Genomic DNA, 21,840 nt, shown 5'->3' on the forward strand with positions numbered 1-21,840 from the left:
TCGCAAGTCAAACACACTATTGCACTGCGTAATGAAGTTGCAAAAAGAGCAATTTACAGCCCTGCGGCAGGTATTAAATACACTAACGCTGACCAAACTGATACCCAACCGACAACCGCTACCGCATCTAACCAATCTTTCTTATCCATGCATATCTCCACAAGAAGGCGACCTGCAGAGATAAAGCATAAACAATGCCAATTTTATAAATAACCCAAAGTAATAGTGTTAAATATCAGTATCAGCTTTAGTTATCTAAAACACTCCATGCAATTCAACGGTTCATTGAGTTGAAGCGACTCTGGGTGGTCTTGCAGAAACTCGATGAAGCAGTCTGCCATAGAGTCAGTGGTGACCGTGCCATCACCGATCATATCCAACACAGCGTTATAGCCCTCTTTGCCTTTCATTGTATAGGCTGACGACGCGCCCCGGTAAATACGGTTGCGAGAAACAGCTTGCCAACCTGAATCATCAGAGTGAATTTCTAGATGGTGAATCCTGTGTCCTATAGGCGCTTCTTTGTGGTAACAAAACCTCAAATTATGTGTATAAGGAAAGCTACCTGAACCTGTGCCCACGACACCATTATCAATCGCGTTATTGATTGCACCTTCAAGCATGCCAGCGATCGTTTCACCTTTTACTTCATACACACCAATAGGTACGGCAAACGGTAGTAGTTTTCCGGCAATATCGGCAACAGAGACATCGCCGCTGTTCAGTGAATTTCTTACACCACCGGCGTTGTGAATGGCAAAGTCAACCTGATGCCCTTTCTTGTTCATTAGATGGTGAAATGATTGAGCAACCAAGGGGGCTAGTTGACTCGGGCCTTTAGCATCTGGAATACGTACATGGCGAAGTTTAGTGTCTGCATGAGCAATCACTTGTTGCTGAAGCTTTCGAACTCGCGGCTGGTATTTATCCGTCAGAATGCTCTGCAGCTCAGGATCTTTCTTACACACTGCAATATTAGGGTGATTGTTTAAAAACTCACACGCCATATCGTGGGCATCGTCTTGCCCTACTTCACTCAGTTTCGCGTCTATAAAGAGTCGACGGCCTAATAACAGTTCGTTTTTACCATTGAAGTGCGTCACTTTGCCTTGAGAATCGAACTCGATTTCGCAGTGTCCTAAGCTCATGGCGTGGAAACCCGATTGCACAACATAGGTATCGCCAATTTTCACACCGTATTCATCATCTTTAACTAAGCCGATATCAGAGAAATCACCTTGTAAGCGATGACTATGACCACCAACGATGACACCAATACCTGTTACGTTGGCTGCTAACTCTAAATCAGCTTCGTAACCAAGATGGCTAAGTAACACAATCTTGTTGATACCTGCTTGATGGATTTGCTCAATGGTCGCTTTTGCTGTTTCCAAAGCATTTTCAAACGGTGTATCGATATCTGGGTTAGCGATGCCTGCCATCTTGTCGATGCTTAAGCCGAATATTGCGACCTTCTCGCCATCAAACTCTTTCGTTATAAAAGAAGCACTTCGTGTTTCAGGCCGATAAGGCTTAACAATGTCGTTGTCCGCTAGCGTATGAGTTTTATTGATATCCTCATTCGATAGATTCCAGTTACCGGCCAACAGCGGGAATTTGATTCTTTTCGCGAAAATCGCAACGGGCTCATTACCCATGTCTAACTCGTGATTACCGAGCGTCATGGCATCTATATTAAGGGCATTCAACAAATCGGCATTGGCTTTTCCCTTGAATAAGGAAAAGTACAACGTGCCTTGGAAGCAGTCACCAGCGTGCAAGAACAAGGTTCCAACCTTCTGACGCTGGGCATCTTGTTCTATTTGTTTGAAGCGTGTTGAAATTCGAGCAAAGCCACCAGCACTGACATAAGGTTCAATGATGTGGTTGTTCATTTTAAGTGATAGCTGTAACGAGGTTGGTTCAAAGTATGAGTGGGTGTCGTTGATGTGTGCCAACACTATTTTTGTCGGCTTATTCTTTTTAGTCATATTTTCTTCTCTCTTTGTCCCTTCATACTAGGTCGAGAATCATGACAGAATCGTGAATTTTATGAAACTGCACTGCAAAAAAATACTCGAGATAGATCAAAAATCTCATTTTGCACCGTATTAATAAACAACGGGTTTTGTGACAGGTGAGCATACCGGATTTGGATTTTTCGATTATGATTAAAGATATCTGTTAGCTTTCAAATAATTAGCAGAGCCTTCCGTTAGGAGTAAGCCTATGCAACTAGAAAGAATCGAGATTTCTGGCTTTCGAGGTATCAAGCGCATGTCACTCGCGTTTGACGAGCTAACCACGCTTATTGGTGAAAATACTTGGGGTAAGTCTTCATTATTGGATGCCCTTTCCGTCATTCTGCCCTCAGACGGTGTGCCATATCACTTTGAAATGACCGATTTTCATGTCGATTACTCTGTTTCACACCCGCAGTCTCAACATCTTCAAATTGTTCTCGCTTTAAAAGCTAACGATAAGAGCGAACTTAACGCAGGTCGTTATCGCAAACTCAAACCTATTTGGGTTCAAGATGAATTTGGCGTATTTCGCATCTACTATCGCATCAGCGCGACGTTAGAACAGTATGAGACAACAACACACTATGCATTTCTTGGTTTGGACGGTAATCCGCTCAAACTCCATCACTCAGAAAAGCTTGCTCAAGAATTAATGACCTTACATCCCGTTATCCGTTTGCGTGATGCAAGGCACTTTGATCGTCCTTTCAACGGCAAGTCCCTTAACCACAATGCTCACCTGCCGACTAATGTTCACGCAACTAATGCAAATTCAAACGGGAACGGGAACCATCACACGAGCAATGGCACAACAAATGGAAACGGCGCCAATAACGGTAATGGTCGACAAGCAAGAATAGAAAAACGAATAGACAACACCTGCCGCCGTCTTATGGCGATACCCGGACATGTTAATAAAGGTGAAATGCGCAGTAGCCTAGAGTCGATGCAAAGTTTGATTGAGCACTATTTTTCTTTCAAAAGTACTTCTCGTCGTAACCCTAGAAAACAGCGAGACGGATTGCTTTATTCTGCGGGTACCAATGATCAGAGCATTCATCAACTCGTCGAAGAGACCAAGAACAAACAAACTCGCTTATTATTCATGGGGTTACTTAACGCTTATCTACAAGCTAAAGGGCCAAACGACTTAAGGCGATGTGCGCGCCCTCTGTTGATCCTTGAAGATCCAGAAGGTCGATTGCACCCAACACACTTGGCAAGGGCTTGGAGCTTGATGCAGAAATTGCCCATGCAGAAAATCCTGACCACCAACAGTGGCGACCTACTTGCGGCGGTCCCACTTCAATCGATTCGTCGCTTGGTTCGTCAGTCAGACAAAACCATCGCCAATCAACTCAACATGAACCATTTCAGTAAGGATGAACTTCGACGAATTGGTTTTCATATCCGCTTCCACCGCTCTGGGGCACTATTTGCTCGCTGTTGGCTATTAGTAGAAGGTGAAACCGAGGTTTGGTTGTTCAATGAACTTGCCAACCAATGTGGCTATAACCTAGCAGCAGAAGGTGTGCAGATTATTGAGTTCGCCCAATCAGGACTTAAGGCACTGATTAAGGTCGCGCAAGAGTTTGGCATCGATTGGCATGTGGTAACTGACGGCGATGCGGCGGGTAAAAAATACGCAGCAACGGTGCTATCGAAGCTTGGTAATGATCAGGAAAGACATCGACTCACGGAACTGCCAGATAAAGATATCGAGCATTACCTATATATGAATGGATTTGAGAGCTTTTTCCGTGACATGGTTAAGATTCCATACGATCACCCTATCCCTCCAAAGAAAGTGGTTGCCAAGGTATTGAAGAAACATGCAAAACCCGACCTTGCACTCGCCATTGTTTCTCATTGCGAGAATCAAGGACAAGAATGCATTCCGCTTTTATTAAGGTGGACATTAAAACGCGTGATCACCATGGCGAATGGAAATACCTAAACATAATTTGTTTTATAGATGCTATCAGTTGCTCTACTGATGAAATATTTAGCTAGTCGCCTCAACCAAAAAAGGCACACCAAACGGTGTGCCTGTATAAATCGATATACAAATTAATTGGGGGTTATCTTGCAAGAGTTCACAGTGACTAACTAAGGTTAGGTTAACGAATTAAGCCTTTGCCTGTTTAGCGTGTTGTTCAACAACTTCCGAAGATTGAGTCGATTTCTCGTGAAGCCATAGCCCCGTTGCTTTCATCAAGTATCCGAATACACCACCAAGCAGCAAAGACGGCACTACAAGTTGCCAATCGCCACCTGCAGCAAACGTCGCACAACAACCAATAAAGGTGCCGGGGATATAACCTAGCCACGCTTGTTTCGCTTGAATACACATAAAGAAAGCAACGATAGCGGTAATCATATAGCCTAAAATCTCTAGACCTGCGAAGGTTGAGCTTTCGATAATCACCATCGCCCAGAATACACCTGTCATATTGGTTAATAAGCTGCTTGCTAGCCCTTTTACACCGCCCGTTGGCGAAGCAAAGTAACTGGTGCAACCTAAGAAACCTGCCCATGACAACAGACCGAAAGAGATAGCAATCCACCCCCATAGACCTGACAAGATACCTGTTGTTAATGAAATCGCGACTAATGTACTCATACTATTTCTAAAGCCTAACTGTAGGGTTTCTACAACCGGATTTAGCCTCACTTAAAATCGAGTGAGTATATTATGTGAAGAGAGTTCTGATTTAGCCGATCATGATCACATTAATAATGTATGCGAATGTGCATTTATCACCATATAGAGACCGACATCGCTTATTCAACATATTTGGTTATTAGTATTTTATCAAATCTAGGTTACAGAACCGACCGTTTACCTTTCATCATGCGTTTACCTTCACGCTTAATGCACTCAGCGAGTGGGTTCTCAGACATATCTGCACGCCAAATAAAGGACAAGGTTCTTTCCATTTCAAGCTCAGGGACATTTAATGTGACCAGTTGACCAGACTCAACAAACTGTTCGACATCGAGATAAGGTAAACACGTTAAATATGGGCCGTTTGCAACCAAACTTCTTAAAACAGGAACGTGTTCATACTCTCGCCAAACATCAAGATCACCAATTAAATGGTGAATAGAGCTATCAAAAACTTTGCGAGTACCCGAACCATGTTCACGTAATACCCATTTTGCTTGTTCTAATTGCGCCAAGCTTACTCGTTCACGCTTCGCAAACGGGTGATGAGCCGATGCAACCACCGTTAAATGGTCCGTACACCACACTTCTTGGTGAACTCGGTTGTCATCACAACGACCTTCGATAACACCCAAGTCATATTGATAATCTAATACACCATCAATGACTGCGTCGGTACTTTGCACGCCAAGCGAGATTCGCATCTCAGGAAAGTCGTTATCAATAATACTGATGAGATCCGGAACGAGGTGTTCCGCTGGAGTTTGGCTAGCACCTAATTTGAGTTCGCCACTCAACAAATGCTGCTCGTAAAAACCCATCTCAATTTGCTGCGCATCTTGCAGTAAACGCTTCGCTTTTGGTCTTAACCACATGCCCCAATGAGTCAGGGCCATTTGCTTGCCCTGCCTTTCAAACAAAGGCCTGCCGAGCATTTTTTCCAACTGTGCAAGAGACATACTTGTTGCTGACTGAGTCAACGCCAATTTGTCTGCTGCCTGACTAACGCTCCCGGAGTCTGCTACTGCATCAAATACCGCGAGTTGCTTTAATGAATAACGCAAAATTCATCCTTAATGCTTTTAATTATTTGTGTCCTGATGCTCGTTTTTTATAAAGCCAATGAGCAATCAATTTCATTCTACGCGTAACCAAATCTATATCAATAAATTTGATGTGGTTTCTAAAAATTATCAATTTTACCTCTACCCCTCAACGCCCTAATCTGGAATGGCAGGACACAACGAGCCCTGCAAAACATTACTGATTAACCATTACGGATTAACCAGGTCATTAACACTAGGAATTACACATGACGGATTGTTCAAGGGGGGGATATGGCAACCAGCACTTCTGAAAATCATCAACTGTTCTCACCAACAGAAATGATGGCGGAAGCAGAGAAGTTTGCATTAAGTAAAGCAAATAAAACCAGCAGCATGACATTGAGTTTGGCAATCATGGCTGGCGCATTCATCGGGCTTGCTTTTTTATTCTACATCACGGTAACCACGGGCAGCGCTGATGCTGGATGGGGACTGAGTCGCTTAGCCGGCGGTCTTGCCTTCAGTATGGGTTTGATCTTGATTGTGATTTGCGGTGGTGAGCTATTTACCAGCTCAGTGTTATCAAGCATCTCATGGGCTAACAAGCAAATCACCTTCACGAAGATGCTGTCTATCTGGGGCAAGGTGTATGTCGGCAACTTTATCGGTGCCATGTTCCTATTGGCTTTGGTAAGCGCAGCAGGCTTGTATCAACTGGATGGCGGGCAATGGGGCTTAAACGCTTTAAACATTGCTCAACACAAGCTACACCACACCCCAGTTCAAGCGTTTGCTTTGGGTGTGCTTTGTAACTTGTTGGTGTGTTTAGCGATTTGGTTAACGTTCAGCTCTGCTAACGCAATGACCAAAGCAATGATGACCGTGTTACCCGTTGCAATGTTCGTAAGCTCAGGCTTTGAACACTGTGTGGCGAATATGTTCATGGTTCCTCTAGGCATCACGATTCAAACATTCGCCCCGGAAAGCTTCTGGATGCAAATCGGTGCAACACCAGCGCAGTACGCAGACTTAAACGTCATGCAATTTGTCACAGCAAACTTAATACCAGTGACAATCGGCAACATCGTAGGTGGTTCAGTATTGGTCGGCTTAGCCAACTGGAGTATCTACCGTCGCCCACAACTTAAAGCAGCAAAAATTACCGCTATTACACAAACAACAGAAATTACGTCAGTTAAGGAAATTACTATGAACACAGCAACTACTATCAAGCAAATCATGAACACTCAACCAATTACATTGAGCGTTGAAATGCCAACATCAGTCGCGATTGATACACTTTTAGACGCGCAACTTGTTAGCGCTCCTGTTTGTGATGTTGAAGGCCGTCTAGTGGGTATCTTCTCTGTTCATGACGTAATGGTTGACCTTTGGTGCCAAGATTACATCCCAACTAAAGGCCAAAAAGTCGTAGACCTAATGAGCCGTGACGTTGTGGCAATCGATGCAAACGACAAGCTAGTAGACGTTGCTGAGTTCCTATGCATCGACAAAGAGCAACTGTACCCGACGACAAGCATGGGCTTCGCAACTCGCTTGACATCTCTTTCTCTAGAAGAGCGTGCAAAAGCGATGAAAGTAAGCCAACCACATATGCTTCCAGTGTTAGAAAATGGCGTGATGGTGGGTGTGTTGACTCGCATTGAAGTGATGCAAGCACTGCGTCCAATCTACGGTGACCGACTAAACGTGGTTCCTCAAGCTGAACTAGAAACAGCTTAACTAATCGTAAGTTGAACTATTAGGGATTAGTAGTTCAATTAGATAACTCAGTCATGGCAACGTTGACTGGCTAGAGGCAAATGGTGGCTTTTAACGTACTAAACGGTTTGACACAAAACAGACCTAAACGCGTTGCCATTTATCTCAATAAAAAAGGCGCAAAGTGAAAACTTTGCGCCTTTCTCTATTTCTAACTGCTGACCTATTTAGTATCGACCAAACTTTTGATATTTCTAAATAATGTTGATACCTGTCAGAGAGCTAGAAAGCTAGATTACTTTTTTACGCCTTCAACGTGTAGTTCCATGTCTACATAGCTTGAAGCGCCCATTACTGGAATGTTGAAGTCAGCAAGTTCTAGACGAGTTGTACCCACGAAACCAGCACGCTCACCGCCCCAAGGGTCTTGACCAGCACCGATGAATTCAGCTTCGATAACGATTGGCTTAGTTACGCCGTGAAGCTTAAGGTCACCCATTACTTCAAGTTTGCCGTTGCCTTTATCAACCACTTTTGTGCTGTTGAAAGTAGCGTCAGAGAATTTACCTGCATCAATGAAGTCAGAGCTACGGATGTGCTTGTCACGCTCTGCGTGGTTTGAATCAAGGCTTGTTGTATCAATAGTTACGTTTACTTTTGATGCTTCAACGTTGCTTTCATCAAATGAGAAATCACCTGAGAATGTGTTAAAACGGCCTTGGATAAAGCTATAACCTAGGTGGCTAACTTTAAAGTTAACTGAAGCATGCGCACCTTTTGTATCAATCACGTAATCAGCGGCGTTCGCAGCGAAAGGCATTGCCATAGCAAATGCTAATCCTGTAGCGATAATTGACTTTTTCATTTTGAAGCTCCTATCATTTTTCGTAGCGTATCGTCTTTGTCGATAACGTGGTGTTTTATCGCCGCTAAGGCGTGCACTGATGCCATAATGATCAGTACCCATGCAGCATAGTAGTGAACCGTACCTGCGAGATCAGATTGGTTTGCAAACAGTTCACCCATACTTGGTACAGTGAACCAATTGAATACCTCTATCCCGCGGCCATCTGATGTCGAAATCAAATAACCTGAAATAAACAAAACCGCTAAGTTGATGTACATGAAGCCGTGAGCGATCTTCGCTGCTGCAACTTCATAGCTTTTACCTTCCACTTTAGGTGACGCGGTAACTAGTTTCCAGACCAAGCGGATAACAGTAACGGCAGCCAAAAGAATGCCTACCGAGCGGTGATAGTCTGGCGCTGTTTTGTACCACTCGCTGTAGTATGAAAGATCAACCATCCACAGGCCTACACCAAATAAGCCAAATACCGCGAGAGCTGAAATCCAATGCATCGCTCTTGCTAAAGGGTTGTAATTTCTAACGTTGTTGTCCATGCATCTCTTCCGAATGTTAACGAGTAGTGTAGTTTCGAAAAGCGTACCCTACACCAAGTTTGTGTAACATATTATTTACCAAGCTTTACATTGGTAACATCATTTCAAATTAAACGAGTTATTCAAATTATTTGAACAAGTTTGGGCTAAACGTTAGATTTCAACGATTTGTTCGATCTCGTAAAGCTCATCTGAGATATCTAACATTTTACGTTCCATGACTTTTTGAGCGTCTTCTATCCCTTTGTTGTAGTAAACCGCCCCAAACTTTTTACTTATGAAATCGACCAAGAATTCCGTGTCGAACTGACCAAGCTCCACATCAAGTTCATCTTGCAGGTACTTTTGGAGCGTATTAGTAAGCTCAGACTTTTGTTTCGAATCTAATTGAATGGTCATGAATGTTTCCAAATAAAGAGTAAGTAGATCAATTGTGATTTGCTGACTAGACTATAGTCGAGGTAACTAGCTAGAATTCCTCATAATTTAGAATACAGACCTGTAGAGCGCCAGTGCTATCCATAAAATCACTCAGCAATGGTTAATTTTGATAGAGAGATCAAGAACTCGCACTTTGACGATAGGTAACGGAACCGCAATTACCGTACTATTGCCCATCAATAAGATAGTAGCTGTGTATAAGGGACTTCATTGTTATTAGATCTAGTGATTAAAAGCGTTAATCAATTTCAAGACGATTGCCTAAAGCTCTGTGAACGCCATTACCCTACGGTGCACAATCAAGGGATCAGTGAGCACCATATAGGAAAGGCATTTGCTCGCCGAATGGAGCACACCTTCGTTAGCTTTAATCATGCAAGCAACATCAGCCCACTTGAAATGCTTTCTTCTGGCGAAACGCCTCGACACTTCCGAATATCTTCCGAAATTGGTACCGTTTGGATGATCAGTCATCATATGGTGAGCGCCGGGAAAACCTGTCGTAGAAAGTTAATGTTGGACATCCATAATTGGCAACAAGAGTATGGATTTTCCATTCAACCCAATGACGTTTTGATCATTGTCTCCGACCATTGGATTAGCCGAAGTAAAAACAGTGGTGAATTATTGCATTGGTGGATGGGTGAACTCCCAGACGAGATCACGGAATATAGCCAACAAGGTATCACGCTAAGAGAGAGTGATTCTCAATTCGCTACTGACTTAAATAATAATTTTAAAATCAGCCCTTGCTTCATTAAATTTGGACACCCTTTAAAGCGGTCAGGAAATCAACAACTGGTTCGTAAATACCTGCAACTTTACGCAGTACTTCAATGGCAGTAAGAATACGGGTCAACTTTTTTAATCAGTCTTGAAAGTAAATAGTTAGACCTCCATCCCAATATTTTATAAAACCCAACTCAAGCCCTACCCAATAATCAATCAAAATTTATCTTCGATAAAATAATAACTTATCAGCTCATCGTTCATATTTTGAGAAGTAGATATCATTTATATGCAAACAGAGTTGTTTGTTAATAATGTAACTTTGACATTCCCCCATAACCTGAGGCTTTATCCTTACTTTCACCTGGTGTATTGACGTTGAAAGCTTATATTGATTGGTGTTGATATGAGATAGATTACTCAGAGATTAAATTCACAATAGTCATTATTAATGGTGAATAATAAGTAATTTTAATGACTAATATCAATTATCATGCTGTTTTTTCGTTAATTATATTTATTTAAATATTGACTCTACAAATGAGTTTTTATTAATTGACAATTTACTTACACCTGTCAATATTGTGACAGCCGCGACATGTACGTCCGCCATTGAATAAGCCCTCTTTACTAGCGACTATGATTTTATCAGACAGAAGTGAATTTATTAGCTGTATATCCGTAGATGCTGATATGCAGTTTATTGCGAAATACCAAGACCTGACGCTTAGAAGCGTCTATCAACCTATATTCGACTCTTCTATGACTCAAATAGGTGTTGAGGCTTTGGTGCGCATTTCAAATAACAAAGGTGATATTGTTCGTCCTGATCACTTCTTCCATTCCGACGAAACCTCAAGCACAGACAAAATCAATGTAGAGAGGTTGAGTCGAGCGATTCATATCCGTAACTTCGCACAATCGACAATCCGTCATTTACATCTATTTTTGAACGTTCTTCCAAACGTTGGTGAGTTGTTTGCTGCAGAAAAGGTCAGCGATAGCTTGTTAGCTAAACGCCTTCACGAGCTTAACCTTTCATGCGAACAGATAGTGATGGAGTTGGTAGAGTTGAACGCAGAAAGTGAAGAGCGTTTGAAAGATGCCGCTCTTTCTCTTGCGGATAATGGCTTTCAAATCGCTGTCGATGATTTTGGTACACAAGCATCAACCGAACAGCGCGTTCGTCACATTAACCCTCATATCATCAAGATAGACCGCTCGGTTATGTTGGACTTTGAACAAGGCGACACATGTGAAATGGAATTGGCCCTAAAGCTTGCTACCCAAATCGGTGCGAAGACAGTAATCGAAGGGATAGAAACCCAACAACAACTCGCAGCGATGCAAAATTTAGGCTTCGATATGTATCAAGGTTATCACTTAGCTATGCCAAAGCCGATTGAGTTGGATATTCGCCTCGCAATCTAGAAGTGCCCTCTATTCTCTATTCTACAGGAAGCCGCTTTACCATTGGTTAGCGGCTTTTTGATACCTATCTCTTTCTTAACGCAACGCTCGCTGACGCTATAGTCTCTTAGCACGATCTTGTATCGCCAAGTCACACCCATAAAAAAGCCCAGTCAAAATTGACTGGGCTGGCTTAAAAGAATCTGTTTTATATCAATCCCTAATAACCCGCAGTGGACGGTTTGATTCTATATAGAATAGCGAACATCACTGGTACTACTATTAGCGTTAGTACGGTAGCAAAGCCTAAGCCTGCCATGATGGTAATCGCCATTGAGCCGAAAAATGCATCGAATACCAAGGGAATCATCCCCAAGATAGTCGTCAGTGCTGCCATAGATACCGGTCGTACACGACTGATCGCGCTGTCTACAACCGCTAGGTATGGGTCTTTACCTGTTGATAGCTCACTGTTGATCTGGTCAAGCAGTACAATGCCGTTCTTCAAAATCATGCCGCTTAGACTCAATAAGCCAAGGAACGCTGTGAAGCTGAATGGCATATTGGTACCTAACAGACCAATTGAAACACCAATGATAGAGAGTGGAACCGTAAACCAAATCACAAGCGGCTTACGAACCGAGTTAAACAGAAGCATCGTGATGATAAACATCAGCAAGTAACCCATTGGCAGTGAGCCAAACAGAGATTCTTGCGCATCTTTAGAGCTTTCGTACTCACCACCCCAGCTAATGCTGTAGCCTTCTGGTAAATCTAATGCTTCTACCTTTGGTTTCACACGAGCAAACAGACTCGCTGGCGTTTCATCACCAAGAACATCGTGGTCAGCCAATACTGTTAGCGTACGTTTTCTGTCGCGACGCTGAATCAGTGGCTCAGACCATTGAAGCTCTACGCCATCAATCACTTGCTCAACTGGGATGTAAGTTTGTAGTGATGGGCTCCAAATCTTCACATTGTTTAGCGATTCGAAATCAAAACGCTCTTCTTCCGGTAAACGCGCAACAATAGGCAACATATGAGTACCATCACGCAGTAAACCGATGTTGTAGCCACCAAACGCCATCTGTAACGTCTCGGACAGATCCGTCTTTGAAATACCAAGACGACGCGCCTTTGATTCGTTAAACAATGGCACGAGCTCTTTGGTACGTTCACGCCAGTCGTGACGAACATTTCGAGAGCCTGGATCGGCTAACAAGATGTCTTCCACTTCAACCGCAATACTGCGCAAGATTTGTGGGTCGGCACCACTAATACGAGCCTCGATTTTTGAAGCTGGTGACGGGCCAAACTCAATCAACTTGAACTGGAACGTTGGTTGCTCAAATTCGTTCGCTAAGTCTTTGTCTAGCGCCGCTAGAGCCTTAAACATAGTGTCGCGGTCAGTGGTTCTTACTTGTAACTGGGCGTACGCTTCGTAGCTTTTCTCTGGTTGGTAAGTCAGTGCGAAACGTTGCATGCCCTGCCCAACCGTTGTCGTTACAAACTCCACGTCGTCTTGCTGGCGAATGTAGCTTTCAACTTTTTCTGTCTGCTTGATCGTTTCACGAACATCGGTGCCTTCTGGCATCCACATGTCTACGTAAAACATTGGGGTATTTGACGGCGGGAAGAACTGCTGCTTCACCATACCAAAACCGACGACAGAAACTGCTAATAGAGCGACCATACTAACTACAGTAAGCCATCTAAATCGAAGTGCTACTTTCAGACACGCACCGAATACCACAAACAGGATGCCTTTGTATGGGTCTTCGTTCTCATCAACCTTGTCTTCTTCTTTAAGCAACATCTCGGCAAGGAATGGCGTTAGTGTTAGTGCAGTTACCCAACTCAAAAACAGTGAGAAACACAGTACCCAAAACAGTGAACCCATGAATTCGCCTGTCGCATCCTTCGACAAACCAATCGGTGCAAACGCTGTGATAGCGATAATGGTCGCGCCCAATAGTGGCCATTGTGTTTGCTTGACGATGTCTTTCGCTGCTTGAAGCTTGGTTTTGCCTTTCTTCAAGCCCACCAAAATACCTTCAACGACAACAATCGCATTATCCACCAGCATACCCAGCGCGATGATCAGTGCCCCCAGAGAGATGCGGTGCAGTTCAACATCGTTGTAATCCATCAGGATGAAGGTACCGAATACCGTCAATAGAAGAACCAAACCGATGATCAAACCACTGCGTAAGCCCATTGCGAACAACAATACAATGATAACGATGGCTACCGCTTCAACTAGGCTGATTAAGAAGTCAGCCACAGATTTGTCTACTTCTTGCGCTTGGTTGTAGAAGTAATTCAGTTCTACACCCGCTGGCTTAATGCTTTCTAGGCGATCCAGTTCCGCATCCAGTGCTTTACCAATCTCAACCACGTTTACACCAGAAGAGAACGCAATACCCAAGTTGATTGCAGGTTTACCGTTGTACGTTAATACATTACCCGGTTTTTCTTGAATACCACGAGTCACTTCAGCAACGTCTTTTAGACGAATTAGGTTACCTGTATCGCGACCATGAATGATCAGGTTTTCTAGTTCTTCAACCGTGCTTAAGGTGCCGTTTGGCTTGATCGTAAGGCTTTGACCATTCAGCATCACCTCGCCTGCCGATACCACACTGTTTTGCTGTGCTAGCAGTGACGTAACCGTCGACATATCTAGGTTCAATGCGGCTAAGCGTTCCAGTGACATCTCAACAAACAGTTGTTCTTGTTGGTCACCTGCAATGCTAACTTTACCGACACCGTCGACCAGTTCGATTTCACGCGTTAGGTAATCTGCGTACTGTTTGAGCTCAACGTAATCGTAACCATCACCGGTCAGCATGATCATCACACCAAACACATCACCAAAATCATCGATGATCTGAACGGAATTTACACCACTTGGCAGTGTTGGTTGTAGATCGTTGATCTTACGGCGCATTTCATCCCAGATCTGAGGCAGCTCGTCTGGACCGTAGTCCATCTTCATACTGACCATAATTTGGGACATACCGTTCGATGATGTCGAGGTAATCTTGTCGATGTACGGAAGCTGTCTTATCTCTTTTTCTAGTGGGTAAGTCAGCTCTTCTTCAACTTCCATTGACGTAGCGCCAGGGTAAGTTGAAATAATCATTGCATCTTTAATGGTAAAAGCTGGGTCTTCTAAACGGGATAGATTACCAAAAGACGTCACACCGCCAATGGCCAAAATGACTAGAAACAGCCAGCTGATTACTTTGTTCTTTATTGAATATTCTGCGATGTTCATTCTGCTTTTCCTGACAATTGGATTCCGTCACGGAGTTTTCTTAAATTCGAATTTACGAGTAGCTCACCTTGCTCAACACCATGAGCGATGAGTGCGCCTTGACCACTGATCTTGTCGACTTCTACTTCGCTTTTGAATGCTTGTCCGTCTTCCATTTTCCACACATAGAACTGATTCGCTTCAGAGCCCGCTTCTAGCGTTGTCATTGGTAATTGGTAGCCTTGAACATCGCTCAGGCCCGCTTTCGCCATATCTACATTGACCGTAACGCTCGTGCCTGGCAGGATTTCACTTTCAGGCTGCTGCATCTGCATCCAAAATTCGTAGGTACGGGATTGTGGGTGCAGTTCACTGGTGTGTTCTAGATACGTCAGTGGATATTGGCCTATGTGACCGCCAAAGGTCGCCTCAGGACGATAGCTATTTGAACGCATGTCTGGGCTAATTGACGCCAAGATCGAATCTGATACTTGAATTCGCACATACACCTTGTCGTTCTGGTACACACTCAGTAGTGTTTCTCCAGGCGTCGTATTTTCGAATCGTTGCTTATCGACAGTTGAAACTGTTCCTGAGAACGGCGCTAAAAGTTCTGTGTAACTCAGCTTGCGTTTCGCCGCCGCCAAATTCGCCGATGCGAGCTTATAGTTAGCCGTCAGTTGGTCGTGTTCTGATTGCGATAACATTTCGCTGCCAAACATCTCCGTTCCACGGGCCAACTGTTTGCTTGCCAGTTTGAATTGAGATTGAGCATCAGTCAGATCTTGTACGTACGTTGCGTTATCTAAGGTGGCTAATAACTGCCCTTTTTCGACATTGTCGCCCGCTTCTACTAATACTTGTTGAATCTCGCCTGCTAGCTTAAATGCCAAGGGAGTCAATTCAGCTGGCATCACCTGTCCATTAAAACTTCTGAACTGATTAGTAAGCGGTGCGCCAACTTCAAAGGTAGAAACCAACAAAGGTGGTTGTTCACGGTGTACAGCTTCATTGTTACAGGCTTGAAGTAACAGAACCGACGCGACAACAACTGATAATTTTGAAAGGTTCATTAAATACCGCCCTCACGAAGCCAAGCTTTTACTTGTTGTCCGTCTGATAACACATCCACACCCGCTTCAACGATAAGGTCACCAGACGACAATCCGTCGATAACCTTGCCTTGCTCATCAAGAAGGACTTGTACTTTAGAAATCAGTTGAGAGTCAGGGTTATAACGCCATAGTTCACCATGGCCTACGTCTTTGTTTAACCAAGCTGAATCCACAATACCAATGCCGTAGTCAGATTTACTTTTCTGAACTTCAACTTGCGCTGTCATACCAGAAAGTAGATTGATGCCTTCTGGCTTTTCGATAGACACAACCGCTTGGTAGCTGTTGGTATCTTCATCTGGTTGCGTTGAGATTTCTTTAAAGCGAGTCGGGATACGAATGCCGCGGTGGCTGTCCATCACAACCCACATGTTTGAGCTCGTTAGGTCTTGAATAGAACGGTCTTCAAGCTTTGATACTGGAATTGAAAACGTCACATCCATTTCACTGTGATTCAAAATATTCAGTACAGGCTGCTTTTCTGCGATCAATTGATATTGCTTTCCAAACACCATCGATACCACGCCATCGAATGGAGCAACTAAGGTAGTGTAGCCAAGGTTTGTTTTTGCTTGGTCCAACTCAACTTCAGCGGCAGTAAAGGTGTTTACGGCTTGGTCGTAGTAATCGGTACTGACCAGTTTTTTCGCATACAACTCAGAAGCTTGTTTGTATTGGCTGTTCGCCAGATCAAATTTAGCTTGGGCTGCGTCAACGGCAATACGGTAATCCGTCGCGTCTAATACGGCTAACACCTGACCTTTCTTCACTTCTTGTCCCATACGAACATCGAAGGTTTCTATATCTCCACCCACTTGGAAAGAAAGTGCCGCACGGTCGGTTGCATCAACCTTTGCAATGAAGCTATCGAGATCAATATCAGTCTGTTGTGGGATTTCGAACAGCTTGACTGGCTTGATTACCTGCACATTTTCCTCTGACTGAACTTTGTCACATCCAGTTAGAGAGCCTGCGAGCAATAGTGCTGCAATAACAGCTCCCATGCGCTTGCTCGATATGGCATTGATAGACAAATTGAACTGCATGATGTCTCTCCATTTAATTATTATGATTTATTACACAGGTGGGCAGTATATTCAAAATTCCGTAATCCACAAGCTTTACTTTCCACCTGTGCAGTATTTTTTATTTGAGTAAAAACAGTGTAGAATGTGGTAATCAGGTAAATGTGTGAAATGAAGATGACTGAAAAGAAACAAGGCAGAAGAAGCGCAAAAGACGCTGAAGAGACGAGATTTTTGATCATGGGTGTTGCTGCGGATATGTTCTGTGAGCATGGTTATGATAGCGTTTCGCTTCGTAACATCAGTGAGAAAGCAGGTGTATCGCATAGCCTTATTCGCCACCACTTTGGCAGCAAAGAAAAAATCTGGCATGCGATAAGCGATTGTTTACACGCCTATTTTCAGTCTTATATTGCTAAGATAGTGGAAGAGTTACCAAAAGGCGTCGCACCAAACATTACTATCTATTTATTTAGTATGCGCCTTTTTAGCAACATGATTCACTCACGAAAACCGATGCAACTTATCACTGACTCTGTTCGCCAAAAAGACAACTTGGTCGATTACTTTATCGACAATGTTGGCGATGTCGAAAAAGAAATCAACATGTTAGCTGAACAATATAACGATGCGAATCCAGAGAACTTGATCAACATTTATGAGATTAAGTGGCAAATGATCATGTATGCGCACGGAGCGGTATGCCTCACTCCCTTTATGGAAAGCACTTGGAATGAAGGCGATATGGTCACCTCTCCTGAAGATGCTCTACTTAAGCATTGGCAGCTTTTCAACACGCAGATGGTCAGCAAGTTCAATATTGATGAAGAGTGGGTTCTAAACCCAACCTCGATTGAAGAGCTGATTTATGAAGTGCCATGTGAATGGAAGTGTAACCAGGAACATAAAGCTTAATCGGGTTCATACCCATGATGAGCTTATAAGATACAAAAACGCGCCGTTACAGAAGTCACTGTAACGGCGCATTTTTATATGTATAGATCTTTAAACTGGAGCTTTGTCCAGCTTGTTAACGACGTGCTTTACCGCGGTTTTGGTGAATCTTAAGCTTCGCTTTCATCTTACGTTTTTCTGATGAACGGCTCTTGCTGCGACCACCACGATCGGGCGCTAGATCTTTTTCAAGGCTTGGTTCAAAGCCCTCTAGCCACTCTTGAGGCAAGCGCGTATCAAGTAATCGCTCAATGTCACCCAATAGGTAAGCTTCATCCTGACTCATCAAAGAGATCGCTAAGCCGCTGTTACCCGCACGGCCAGTACGTCCGATGCGGTGAACATAATCTTCTGCTTTAAATGGCATGTCATAGTTCACAACTTGTTCTAGCTGCTGAATATCAATACCACGAGCTGCCACGTCGGTTGCGATCAACGCACGAACTTTGCCTGACTTGAAATCGTCTAGGGCTTTTTGACGCGCACCTTGGCTCTTATCGCCATTGATTGATGCCGCTTTAATGCCGTCTAACTTAAGCTCTTTAACGAGAGCATCAGTGCCCTGCTTAGTCTTTGTGAACACCAACACTTGTTGCCAGTTTTTTGAACCAATCAAATACGCTAATAGCTCACTTTTACGCGACTTATCTACCGGGTAAACCATCTGTGTTACGGTTTCAGCGGTGCTGTTTTTTGGCGTAACTTGGATTTCACTTGGCTTCTGCATCATACGGTGTGCAATCGCTTTGATTTTGTTATCAAACGTTGCAGAGAAGAACAGAGTTTGACGCACTTCGTTCATGCGAGAAAGAATACGCTTGATGTCAGGCATGAAGCCCATATCTAACATACGGTCAGCTTCATCCAGTACCAGTACTTCCGTTTGGCTCAACATGATGTTTCTAGTGAACATGTGATCAATAAGACGACCAGGCGTCGCGACAAGAATATCTGCGCCACCGCGTAAGTTATCAGTTTGCACCTTCATGCTAACGCCGCCGTAAGCCACCACGACTTTAATGTCGGTGCCCTTTGCGTAGCTAGTTAAGTTATCGAAAACCTGTTGTGCCAATTCACGAGTTGGCACTAATACAAGCGCACGAACGAGCTTAGGGTTCGGAATAACGTTGTCTTTTGTCTCGATTAATCTTTGAATAATCGGTAAACCAAACGCAGCCGTTTTACCTGTACCCGTTTGAGCACCAGCCAGTACATCTTTGCCTTCTAATACCAATGGAATTGCTTGTTCTTGAACACTGGTAGGAGCCGTAAAATTAAGCTCAGACAACGTGGCAAGAAGATGCTCAGATAATCCTAGTTGGTTAAAAGATTTTGTAGATTCAGACATAGTATGATGCTCAAAGATTAAATAGGCGCGGATTGTAGCAAACCTGCATTACGCTGTTTACCTTTCCTTTTGATTTTTCTTCATTTGAAGAGCATTAAACTGCTTAGCTTCCTCTAAAACGTTGGGATAAAGCTCATTAAAGTGACACTGCAACGTATCATAGTGACGTTCGAGGTCATCGTAACATGCCTCGAGCATACCGAGCTTAGGCCTTCTCAACGCCATTCGCTGCAACACCACCTCTATAGATGACATGTCTTGATAGCTCTCTAACCATCTATGCTCAGCCATTTTCTGATGAACCATAACGAAATTTTCAGGCCAGTGTGGCTCTTGATGTTCAAAGATCTGCTCATGGCTATCTAAACAAAAACGCTCTAATGTCTGCTGTGAAAACTGATCCCAATGATTGGCTAAGCAGTGATCCCAAAATACATCGAGTGCGATAGGCGCAAAGCGTCGTGTTTGGTCTGAGAAAAGTGATTTTGCAGAACGAGATACATCATGACGATCAGTATAGCTATCAACAAATCGATGAAGCCTAATACCGTCAGAAAGGGAATCAGAATAGTGTTTATTAGGGTCGCCTTTAACAAAATCACCTAACAGGTTACCTGCTAAGTTGCTGTTACAGTGCTTGGCGATGTGAAGGTGTGCGAGAAAGTTCATTGAACCTCATTAAAGTATCGAGAACTAAGTAACATGGTAAACGTACTCGTTTATCTTCGCGAACTTTAATGAGGATAGTTTTGGTATGACGTGTGAGCGAATACGATTTGCTCAGTTTAGAATTGTTTGCTTTGAGAAGCTTTAGCTAAGAAAACTTTTAGCTTTAAAACGTTTCAGTTGAAACTGAATTAAAGATCTTAAAAGCTTAGTTCGAAGACTTGAAAAGCTCTTCTGCTAACTGTTTCACTGTCTGCTCATAGTCAGACAAATCAATGCCAATTTCCATAGCATCTAACAACTCTAGACTTTCGTCATTATAAGATTGGTCACTCATTGTGCCCCCTCTATTCCTTGATGTGGACATGATGTCCGATTAACTAGTGCACCATCTTGGACTTATATTATGTCACTTTGATGAACGCACTCTACTCTACCCATTCCATATTCATAGCTTAAAGCTACTCGCGATCATTAACGCTTTTTTGCGCTAAAGGGGTATACGCGAACGACATATGTACTGCCACCTTACACCAAGTACAACAAATTACTCTATAAATTTTGAAACCGATCATGGTCAAACGTTTGCTTTGCTCAATTGAATGCTGACACGCCCCTTTGTGTAAATATTAATTTACAGTGGATGTTTTTAATTACAATAAGAATTGCATTTGGAATTAAACTCAATCAGAATACTTCAAAATCGAGATATTCTTTGGGTTTATGCGCTTAAGCTAGAAGAATTACAATGAAAACACACCCTAACGTAAAGAATTATATACAATGAATAAATCAAAGGTTTTTGGTAGTACTTTGATCATTGCAGGCACAACCATTGGTGCTGGCATGCTCGCTCTTCCACTTGCTTCTGCAGGTATTGGCTTTTCAACTTCACTTTTCTTGATGCTGGGTTTATGGGCGTTAATGGCTTTTACTGCGCTATTAATGGTAGAGCTTCACCAATTCGCAGAATCTGACGCTACCCTACACACGTTAGCTCATACCATTTTGGGGACAAAAGGAAAGTGGATTGCGAGCTTCGCGGTGATGTTTCTTTTCTACGCTCTGTGTGCGGCATACATAGCTGGCGGCGGTGCGCAATTTAACCAACGAATTTCGGATATCGCGGGTATCGAACTTAATGCTCAAATCACCACGCTTCTATTTACCCTATTAGTTGCCGGCGTTGTTACGATTGGTACGCACAGTGTTGATAAAGTTAACCGCGTTTTGTTTGGCTTAAAGCTTATCGCGATGGTTTTGGTACTCAGCTTCCTAGCGCCAAACATTACCTCTCAATACTTAATGAGCATGCCTTTACAGCAAGGCCTGATTGTTGCGGCTATTCCGGTTGTGTTTACCTCTTTTGGTTTCCACGGCAGCATCCCATCAATTGTTCGATACCTAGATGGTGACGTTCGTTCTTTACGTAAGGTAATGATTATTGGCTCGGCACTGCCTCTGGTTATCTACGTTTTCTGGCAAAGTGTTACTTTGGGCGTGATTAGCCAAGAGCAGTTGTTGTCTGACACAAGCTTGGGCGCGCTATTAGTCTCGCTATCGCAAACGGTTCATCAATCCAACCTAAGCGTGATCGTCGGTGTGTTTGCAGACCTTGCACTGCTGACATCTTTTATTGGTGTGAGCTTGGGCTTATTTGAATTCATGGGCGACTCACTGAGCAAGAAACTAGGTAACGCAAAACGTGTTAAGACAGCTGCTATCACCTTCTTACCGCCACTGGGGTTTGCCTTATTTTACCCACAAGGCTTCATCATGGCTTTAGGCTACGCAGCCATTGCACTTTCAGTGCTCGCGATTCTGTTACCAACAGTGATGGTCTACAAGGTTCGTTACACTGATTTCTCTGTCAAACCACAATCTTCAGAAGCCAGTTACCAAGTGTTAGGCGGTAGCAAAGCGTTGTTTTTAGCAGGTAGCGTTGGCGTATTTATCATTGCGATTCAAGTTCTTATTTCAGTAGGGTTACTGCCTTCTTTAGGCTAATAAACCTATACAGAACTAATTTACT

At 43.3% G+C, this 21,840-nt stretch carries 18 protein-coding genes; 6 read left to right on the forward strand and 12 right to left on the reverse strand.

What is annotated here, in order from left to right:
• Nucleotides 1-251: 251 nt before the first annotated feature.
• Nucleotides 252-1,991: a bifunctional UDP-sugar hydrolase/5'-nucleotidase gene (locus AB4482_RS11310; RefSeq protein ID WP_372132450.1), complete on the reverse strand. Its 1,740-nt coding sequence runs from the start codon at nucleotides 1,989-1,991 to the stop codon at nucleotides 252-254.
• Nucleotides 1,992-2,229: 238 nt separating this feature from the next.
• Between AB4482_RS11310 and AB4482_RS11315 the strand changes: the two genes are divergently transcribed.
• Nucleotides 2,230-3,981 carry an ATP-dependent endonuclease gene (locus AB4482_RS11315; protein WP_017059816.1) on the forward strand — a complete coding sequence of 584 codons (1,752 nt, stop codon included), beginning with the start codon at nucleotides 2,230-2,232 and terminating at the stop codon, nucleotides 3,979-3,981.
• 171 nt (nucleotides 3,982-4,152) lie between these two features.
• Here AB4482_RS11315 and AB4482_RS11320 read toward each other — a convergent pair whose 3' ends face one another.
• Together AB4482_RS11320 and AB4482_RS11325 are read right to left on the reverse strand one after the other, a co-directional pair.
• Nucleotides 4,153-4,647, reverse strand: a complete 495-nt coding sequence (locus AB4482_RS11320; RefSeq protein WP_010429538.1) for a DUF1097 domain-containing protein — start codon at nucleotides 4,645-4,647, stop codon at nucleotides 4,153-4,155.
• A gap of 203 nt (nucleotides 4,648-4,850) precedes the next feature.
• On the reverse strand, nucleotides 4,851-5,756 hold the full coding sequence (locus AB4482_RS11325) for a LysR substrate-binding domain-containing protein (protein ID WP_104216361.1): 906 nt from the start codon (nucleotides 5,754-5,756) through the stop codon (nucleotides 4,851-4,853).
• A gap of 273 nt (nucleotides 5,757-6,029) precedes the next feature.
• On the opposite strand from AB4482_RS11325, the gene focA reads away from it, so the two are divergent.
• Entirely contained in the window at nucleotides 6,030-7,481 is a 1,452-nt protein-coding gene (gene focA / locus AB4482_RS11330) for a formate transporter FocA (protein WP_136978570.1), read from the forward strand.
• 274 nt (nucleotides 7,482-7,755) lie between these two features.
• Here focA and AB4482_RS11335 read toward each other — a convergent pair whose 3' ends face one another.
• From AB4482_RS11335 to AB4482_RS11345, 3 genes are all read right to left on the reverse strand, one after another.
• The gene (locus tag AB4482_RS11335) at nucleotides 7,756-8,325 is read right to left on the reverse strand and encodes a YceI family protein (RefSeq protein ID WP_017064630.1); all 570 of its coding nucleotides are present in this window, start codon (nucleotides 8,323-8,325) and stop codon (nucleotides 7,756-7,758) included.
• The gene (locus AB4482_RS11340) at nucleotides 8,322-8,861 is read right to left on the reverse strand and encodes a cytochrome b (protein WP_017067366.1); all 540 of its coding nucleotides are present in this window, start codon (nucleotides 8,859-8,861) and stop codon (nucleotides 8,322-8,324) included. Before AB4482_RS11340 ends, AB4482_RS11335 begins: the two co-directional genes overlap by 4 nt.
• A gap of 153 nt (nucleotides 8,862-9,014) precedes the next feature.
• Nucleotides 9,015-9,260, reverse strand: a complete 246-nt coding sequence (locus tag AB4482_RS11345) for a DUF2164 domain-containing protein (RefSeq protein WP_229647529.1) — start codon at nucleotides 9,258-9,260, stop codon at nucleotides 9,015-9,017.
• A 252-nt stretch (nucleotides 9,261-9,512) separates the two neighbouring features.
• On the opposite strand from AB4482_RS11345, the gene AB4482_RS11350 reads away from it, so the two are divergent.
• Both AB4482_RS11350 and AB4482_RS11355 read left to right on the forward strand, forming a co-directional pair.
• Nucleotides 9,513-10,148, forward strand: a complete 636-nt coding sequence (locus tag AB4482_RS11350) for a hypothetical protein (RefSeq protein ID WP_017069925.1) — start codon at nucleotides 9,513-9,515, stop codon at nucleotides 10,146-10,148.
• A gap of 576 nt (nucleotides 10,149-10,724) precedes the next feature.
• Nucleotides 10,725-11,462 carry an EAL domain-containing protein gene (locus tag AB4482_RS11355; RefSeq protein WP_372132455.1) on the forward strand — a complete coding sequence of 246 codons (738 nt, stop codon included), beginning with the start codon at nucleotides 10,725-10,727 and terminating at the stop codon, nucleotides 11,460-11,462.
• Between the two features lie 199 nt (nucleotides 11,463-11,661).
• Here AB4482_RS11355 and AB4482_RS11360 read toward each other — a convergent pair whose 3' ends face one another.
• The 3 genes from AB4482_RS11360 to AB4482_RS11370 are packed head-to-tail and all read right to left on the reverse strand — an operon-like array spanning nucleotide 11,662 to nucleotide 16,861.
• Nucleotides 11,662-14,721, reverse strand: coding sequence for an efflux RND transporter permease subunit (locus AB4482_RS11360; RefSeq protein WP_372180948.1), 3,060 nt, complete (start codon nucleotides 14,719-14,721; stop codon nucleotides 11,662-11,664).
• Nucleotides 14,718-15,773 carry an efflux RND transporter periplasmic adaptor subunit gene (locus AB4482_RS11365; protein ID WP_372180950.1) on the reverse strand — a complete coding sequence of 352 codons (1,056 nt, stop codon included), beginning with the start codon at nucleotides 15,771-15,773 and terminating at the stop codon, nucleotides 14,718-14,720. Before AB4482_RS11365 ends, AB4482_RS11360 begins: the two co-directional genes overlap by 4 nt.
• Nucleotides 15,773-16,861, reverse strand: coding sequence for an efflux RND transporter periplasmic adaptor subunit (locus AB4482_RS11370; RefSeq protein ID WP_017064636.1), 1,089 nt, complete (start codon nucleotides 16,859-16,861; stop codon nucleotides 15,773-15,775). The genes AB4482_RS11365 and AB4482_RS11370 overlap by 1 nt, the downstream gene beginning before the upstream one ends.
• Nucleotides 16,862-17,011: 150 nt before the next feature.
• Here AB4482_RS11370 and AB4482_RS11375 point away from each other — a divergent pair, with 150 nt between their 5' ends.
• Nucleotides 17,012-17,755: a TetR/AcrR family transcriptional regulator gene (locus AB4482_RS11375; protein WP_136974618.1), complete on the forward strand. Its 744-nt coding sequence runs from the start codon at nucleotides 17,012-17,014 to the stop codon at nucleotides 17,753-17,755.
• 115 nt (nucleotides 17,756-17,870) lie between these two features.
• Here the strand turns inward: AB4482_RS11375 and AB4482_RS11380 are convergent, their stop codons facing one another.
• The 3 genes from AB4482_RS11380 to AB4482_RS11390 form a co-directional block, all read right to left on the reverse strand.
• Nucleotides 17,871-19,142 (reverse strand): DEAD/DEAH box helicase, encoded by a 1,272-nt coding sequence (locus AB4482_RS11380; protein ID WP_017059829.1) that lies wholly within the window; start codon nucleotides 19,140-19,142, stop codon nucleotides 17,871-17,873.
• A 57-nt stretch (nucleotides 19,143-19,199) separates the two neighbouring features.
• Nucleotides 19,200-19,811, reverse strand: coding sequence for an ACP phosphodiesterase (locus AB4482_RS11385; RefSeq protein WP_017059830.1), 612 nt, complete (start codon nucleotides 19,809-19,811; stop codon nucleotides 19,200-19,202).
• Between the two features lie 205 nt (nucleotides 19,812-20,016).
• The gene (locus tag AB4482_RS11390) at nucleotides 20,017-20,145 is read right to left on the reverse strand and encodes a hypothetical protein (RefSeq protein ID WP_017059831.1); all 129 of its coding nucleotides are present in this window, start codon (nucleotides 20,143-20,145) and stop codon (nucleotides 20,017-20,019) included.
• A gap of 446 nt (nucleotides 20,146-20,591) precedes the next feature.
• Between AB4482_RS11390 and AB4482_RS11395 the strand changes: the two genes are divergently transcribed.
• The gene (locus AB4482_RS11395; RefSeq protein WP_017059832.1) at nucleotides 20,592-21,815 is read left to right on the forward strand and encodes an aromatic amino acid transport family protein; all 1,224 of its coding nucleotides are present in this window, start codon (nucleotides 20,592-20,594) and stop codon (nucleotides 21,813-21,815) included.
• Nucleotides 21,816-21,840 lie beyond the last annotated feature (25 nt).

It is taken from the genome of Vibrio sp. 10N.222.55.C7, from assembly GCF_041473335.1.
Lineage (GTDB): Bacteria > Pseudomonadota > Gammaproteobacteria > Enterobacterales > Vibrionaceae > Vibrio > Vibrio crassostreae_C.